Here is a 5,854-nt window from a genome sequence, read left to right as displayed (position 1 = left end):
GCCTACAGGCGGCGCGCTGTTTCGGGGGCGGGTTGTTTCGGGGCGTCATGTCGTTGCCGGCGGCCAGGCTCTCGTTGCCAGGAGTGGGGCCCCAGAGAGACAGGGCCCGGCTCCACCTAAGGCTTTGGCGTGCTCTTCGCCGTGATGCACTCCTCGCACCGCTTGCCGCCCTTCGTCTCCCCCCAGCCGTGCTTCTCGGTAAGCACGTGGTTGATCGCTTTGCGGGCGACCCAGTCCTCTCGGGCCGTCTCTGCCGCCTCGGCGTAGGTGACCTGGGCCTTGGTTCCACACTCACACTCAAATACGTACGGGAACCCGTCGGGCGGAAACATCGGCATTGGGTTGCGGGTCGCTTGTTGGAGACTGCACGAGGAGAAAACGTGCTGCAGGGGTCGTGCCGGCGGCAGCGGGCTGAGTGGCAGCGGCGCCCGCCGGACCCCGCTCTGGGGGCGGGGGAATGACGTACTCTACACCTGCTCTTGTGGAGTCAAATACGAAGACCGACCCCTCGGGGTGCAGGGACGGGCGTGACAGTCAGGTAATTCTCGTCGGCGCCCGGCGGCTTACGGCCGGCCTGTGGACCCGAGCGGCGGAAGAGCAGGCGCCGGTAGGCCCGGGGGCCCGGCCCCGGTTCCGCCGGCCACCAGCCACCGACCGCTCAGAAGTACACCCCGAGGTTTACGTTGAAGGCCGTCCGCCACGTGTTGTCGGTCTGCGCCGCCAGGACGCTGGGAAATGTAGCGTCGAACGGCTGGTTGAACGGGTGTCCTTTGCTGACGATCAGGTCCGCATAGACGAACAGGGGGCCGGCCGAGGTGAGCACGCCGACGACGTGGGACGCGTTGCTGTTCCAGGCCTCCACGTCCTTCGTGACGAGACTGAAGTCGTAGTATGGCTTGATCTCCGAAACCGGCCCGACGTCTACCGGCACGTGGTAGGCGAGGCTGGACGAGTACACGTCAACGTCGCTCGCGACGCGGTTCGGCAGGCCGTACGCCCCCATCACGACGAAGCGATCGTCGTCCACACCGGGGGGATTCATTGACCGCTGGGCAAACTCCAGCTTCACGTCGAGGCCGGCGTAGCGGCCGCGCAGGTGTACGGCGTAGGCGGCGTGCCAGTCCGTCGCGCCGGTGTTCTCGTTGAGAAGCTGGCCGCGCTGGGCGGAGACCCCGACTGTCGTGGAGCCAAGCGCCCCGTGGGCGGCGGTGTAGGTCACCTTCGCGTTCAGCTGGTGCGCCTCGCTTACGCCCCGGGCGGAGATGTAGGCCGCCGACGTGGTCGGCACCACGTCGTAGGAGTAGCGCTGGGCGGTGCTCCCGGAGAAAAAGTCGGTCTGCTCGGCGTTCATGTAGTAGGCGCCCTGCAGGTCCCAGTTGCCGGGGCGGAAGATGGCCTTGATGCCGGCGTCGTAGTCGTCTTCGAGCCCGAGGTAGTAGGTGTTGTTGAAAAACCAACTGCTCGACGCGTAGGGCTGGATGCCGAACGGAACCTGGCTTACGCCCACCTGGATCTGGCGGATGTCACTGAACTTGTAGCCCACCCATCCGTGGTGGAGGAAGGTGCCCCCCAGGGACTCGGGGTAGAGGGCGTACTCCGCGTCGAAGAGGAGGCGCCCGTAGGAGCCCCGGGCCCCAATCCGGAACGTGTCGAACGTGAAGCCGCCGTCCCCCAGCACGTGGTCGGCCGAGGACTCGACGTTTGGGGCGCCCGGGAAGAGCGGCTCGTTGTCGCTGCCGTAGCTGCGGAAGAGCACGTTGAAGCGCACCGAGCCGTTCACGTCGACGTCGAGGCGCAGGCTGTCCTGGGACGCCGATTCGGGGCCGGGCGCGGCGGGCCTCTCCAGGACGCCTGGAGGCGCGTCGGAGCTGTCTGGTGGCCCCGGCGCGGCCGCCCCGCGGCCGGGGAGCAGAAGCGCAAGCGCAATGAGGAGCACAGGGAGCCCTGTGCCGAGGGGGTTCGTCGTGCCGGGGCGGCCCGTTGTGCTGGGGCGGCTCGTTGTGCCGGGGCGGCCTGTCATGCCAAAGAGGTTCATGCAGTCGTTGGGGGTTGCGGGGTCAGTTGCGAGGACGGAAGTGCGCCGGTTCTGTCGCGGGCACGGGGCCCGAAGCGGCGCGCCAGGGGCCGGGGGCAGGGGCCCCGCTCAGCTGCTTACTGGCCTGACGCGAGCGGGTCTCCGGGCTGGTGGAGAGACGCCCCGTCGTTTTTCTGTGCCCGCCGGGTCGAGTACGCCGCGCTGTCCGGGAGCGGCTGGGGCATCGTGTCCGAGGCGACGCACGCCCGCGTCTGCTCCATCCACGTCGACACCGCGTCCGGGTGGTTCTCAATCCACTGCGCGGCGGCCTCCGGTTTGCTCGCCTCCCCCCGGTTCCGGAAGGCCGACATGAGGCTCAGGACCTGCTTGTCGTTTACCTCAAATTCCTTGAGGAAGCAAACGACGTCTTTCGGGAAGCGCTCGACGAAGCCATTGTCCACGAGCGTGAAGATGTCTTCTGGATAGCCCCAGATGTCTACGTTGTGCCCCGTGTGCGCCCCGTCGACGTATTTGAGGTCAAACTCGGTCCACTTCCAGTGGGGATACCAGGCGACGACGACAATGGGCGTCTTCTCTTGAATCGCAGTCTCCAGCGCCTGCCACGTCGCCGGCCCGCTGGCCGCCAGCACCGAGAACTCGTCGTCCATGCCGTACTTTTTCAGCGTTTGGCGGGTCTGCTGGTTGATGGACGCCCCGGCCTCGATGCCGTTGATCGTGCCGTCGAGCGCCTGGCGGTACGCCCGAAGGTCCGTAATGGTATCTACCTCCATGTACGTAGGCACGGCGAGCCCGACGGACGTGCCCCGGTACGTGTAGCCCAGCTTCTGAAGCGAGCCTTTGGTCTTCTGCCAGTTTTCCCGGTGCGTCGTCGGAAGCCACGCCTCGTTGAAGAAGTGACGGTCCCCCGAGGCGACGGACGAAAACGCAAGGCCCCGGCCCTGCACCTCCTTCACGCCGGCCTCTATGCCCAGGCTGTCCTCCACGATTTGCTCCTGCATGTAGGTCATGGCCAGCCCCTCGATCCAGTTTACGGTGACCATGTTTAGCTGGGTCTCCCCCTGGCCCGACGAGCCCCCGTCCTGGCCACAGCCCGTCAGGAGAATCGTCACGGCAAGCGCCGCAGCGAAGGAGCGAAGAAACGTGCTCAGGGTGTTCATGGCAGGAAGTATGGTGGTGGAAAGCAGAAGAGCGCGGTGGCGTTGCCGGAACGGATACCGGGCCCGCCTGTCGGGTGCTGGGAACATCGGGTGCCGGAGAAGTTCGCTCCCGCGACGGCCAACCCCCAGAGCGCTTCGTGAGTGGCGGGCCAAAACGGTTGGCAGGTCATGCCGTCGCCGGCGTCGTGGTTCCGGCCTTCTCCCCAACGGCCTGCGTGATGCGGTCCAGGACGATGGCCAGGATAACGATCGCCAGTCCCCCTTCGAACCCGAGCCCCACCTGCTGCTGCATGACCCCCGTGACGACCGGCTTACCCAGCCCGCCCGCCCCAATGAGGCCGGCAATTACGACCATCGACAGGGCCAGAAGCACCGTCTGGTTGATGCCCGCGAGGATGGTCGGGAGCGCCATCGGAAGCTCGATCTTGAAAAGCAGCTGGGCGGGGGTTGATCCGAATGACCGGGCGGCCTCGACCGCCTCTTCCGAGACCTGTCGGATGCCCAGGTTTGTGAGGCGAACAGAGGGGGGCGTGGCGAAAATAAAGGTTGCGATGACGCCCGGCACCGTTCCGAGCCCGAACAGCACGACGGCCGGAATGAGGTAGACGAAGGCCGGCATGGTCTGCATGAAGTCGAGGATCGGGCGGATGATCGCGTGCACGACGTCGTTCTTCGCCGCCCAGATGCCGAGCGGAACGCCGATCAGCAACGACAGGAGCGTGGCCGTGAGAACGAGGGCGAGGGTCTGCATCGTGAGCGTCCAGAACCCCATTCCGAAGGCAACGTTCATCCCGAACATCGTAAACTCGACGCTCTCGAGAAGCGTCAGCCCGACCGCGGTGAACGCGGCCACCCCGCGGCTGGCCACCCGCCACGCCAGGAGGACGAAGAGGAGGATCACGACCCAGCTCGGCAGAAACAGCAGGGCGTTCTCCAGCCCCGTGACGATCGTACTGATCGCGGTCGTCACCGCGTCGAAGAACGGCCCGAAGTTGTTTTGGAGCCAGGTGATGAGAGTGTCGAACAGGGCGCCGATGTCCAGCTGCATGACCGGTGGTAAATGCGTGAGGCAAACGTGGATGCGTGCGGCAGGCGTGCCGGGCGCGAAGGGCCCCTCGAATGGAAGCGCCGAGGCGGCTCGGAGGCGCCGCCGGCCCTCTGGCGCTGCCGGGGTCACGCCGCTTCCGGCTCCGTCCGCGGGCCTTCCGGTTTCCCGGTCTCCCCCTCGGCGTTCCGGCGCGTCTCTTTCATGACTGCGTTCCGGTCTACAATTCCCTCCACCTCGCCTGAGCGGTTCCGGACGGCGATCGGGCCGTCGCTCTCGAAGAGAAGCGGCAGGATCTCGGCGACGGGCGTCTCCGGGGCGACCGACGGGCCCCCGCTCGGGAGCGTCCCGTCGGGCTCGCGCATGACGGCGGTCGCCGGGAGGATTTTCGTGCGGTCCACGTTCTGGACGAAGGAGCGCACGTAGTCGTCGGCCGGCTCGGTGAGGATCTCGGTGGGCGTGCCCACCTGCGCGAGACGCCCCTCCTCCATGATGGTGATCCGGTCGCCCATCTTGAGGGCCTCGTCGAGGTCGTGGGTGATGAACAGAATCGTGCAGGTGGGCTCCAGCTGCTCCTGGAGGTCGAGGAGCTCGTTTTGCATCTCCTCGCGGATGAGCGGGTCGAGCGCGCTGAAGGGCTCGTCCATCAGCAGGATCTCGGGATCGGTCACGAGCGCCCGGGCCAGCCCCACGCGCTGCTGCATCCCCCCGCTCAGCTCGCCGGGCCGGCTGTCCTCGTAGCCCTCCAGGCCGACCGACGCGAGCGTGCGGCGGGCCTTCTGCCGGCGCTCGTCGGGCGACACGCCGCTTACCTCGAGGCCGTACTCGACGTTGCCGAGGACGCTCCGGTGGGGAAAAAGCCCGAAGTTCTGGAAGACCATCGACATCCTGTCGCGGCGGAGGCGCCGGAGCTGCTCCCCGCTGAGGCCCGTCACCTCCTCGTCGTGCACGCGCACCTCTCCGAAGGTGGGGTCGATGAGCCGGTTGATGCAGCGCAGAAGCGTCGACTTCCCGCTCCCCGAAAGCCCCATCACGACAAAGATCTCCTTCTCCTGCACCTCGAAGGTCGCGTCGTCGACCGCGATCACGGAGCCGGTCTCCGCCTTCACCTCTGCCTTCGACGCTCCCTCTCGGGCTAGCGCCCGGGCGCGTCCCGGCTGGCCCCCGAAAATTTTCCAGAGCCCTTCCACCTCGATGATGGACATGATCTGTTGAACCTGTTCGATGACGGGCAGAGCGGAGGCGCGAACGGGGCCGTGCCGAAGGACAGATTGAACCTGTCTTTTTTATCTCCTGTGACTTGGCTACTTAGATTCCCGAAGAGAACGTGTTTGGAGAATCAGGGAACTTTCCTCCGGTCTTACTTTTCCTCGCGGATTTTCGCCGGGAACGGCGGTGCCCAGTGAGGATTCTTCCTTCTCGGCCGCGTTTCCCCGTTCTGGCGTCCCGACCGGCGGGGGCCGCTCGTGGAGGAACGTCGGGCAGAAGCGTCGTGGATTTCCCCACGCCCGCAAGCCGGCATTCATCACGAGTCCGTCCAAACACTTTCGGTGCTCTGCGTATCATGAGTGCCAACACCTTTCACTCCACAAACCGATCCTGCCCCATGGAATCCGA

The 5,854-nt window shown here is 66.3% G+C and carries 5 protein-coding genes; all 5 read right to left on the bottom strand.

Annotation, left to right across the window (positions count from 1 at the left end):
• Positions 1-116 precede the first annotated feature (116 nt).
• Positions 117-338 (bottom strand): hypothetical protein, encoded by a 222-nt coding sequence (locus ABEL04_RS05470; protein WP_375801377.1) that lies wholly within the window; start codon positions 336-338, stop codon positions 117-119.
• A gap of 320 nt (positions 339-658) precedes the next feature.
• Positions 659-2,035, bottom strand: coding sequence for a hypothetical protein (locus ABEL04_RS05465; protein WP_375801376.1), 1,377 nt, complete (start codon positions 2,033-2,035; stop codon positions 659-661).
• A 116-nt stretch (positions 2,036-2,151) separates the two neighbouring features.
• Entirely contained in the window at positions 2,152-3,192 is a 1,041-nt protein-coding gene (locus ABEL04_RS05460) for a glycine betaine ABC transporter substrate-binding protein (protein WP_375801375.1), read from the bottom strand.
• 166 nt (positions 3,193-3,358) lie between these two features.
• Positions 3,359-4,240, bottom strand: a complete 882-nt coding sequence (locus ABEL04_RS05455; RefSeq protein ID WP_375801374.1) for an ABC transporter permease — start codon at positions 4,238-4,240, stop codon at positions 3,359-3,361.
• 125 nt (positions 4,241-4,365) lie between these two features.
• Complete coding sequence (locus ABEL04_RS05450) at positions 4,366-5,442, bottom strand: glycine betaine/L-proline ABC transporter ATP-binding protein (protein WP_375801373.1); 1,077 nt, start codon at positions 5,440-5,442, stop codon at positions 4,366-4,368.
• Positions 5,443-5,854: the final 412 nt, after the last annotated feature.

Source organism: Salinibacter sp., from assembly GCF_042218895.1.
Classification (GTDB): Bacteria; Bacteroidota; Rhodothermia; order Rhodothermales; family Salinibacteraceae; genus Salinibacter.
Note: the sequence above shows the minus strand (reverse complement) of the source record. Positions and strands in the feature narration are given on the sequence as shown.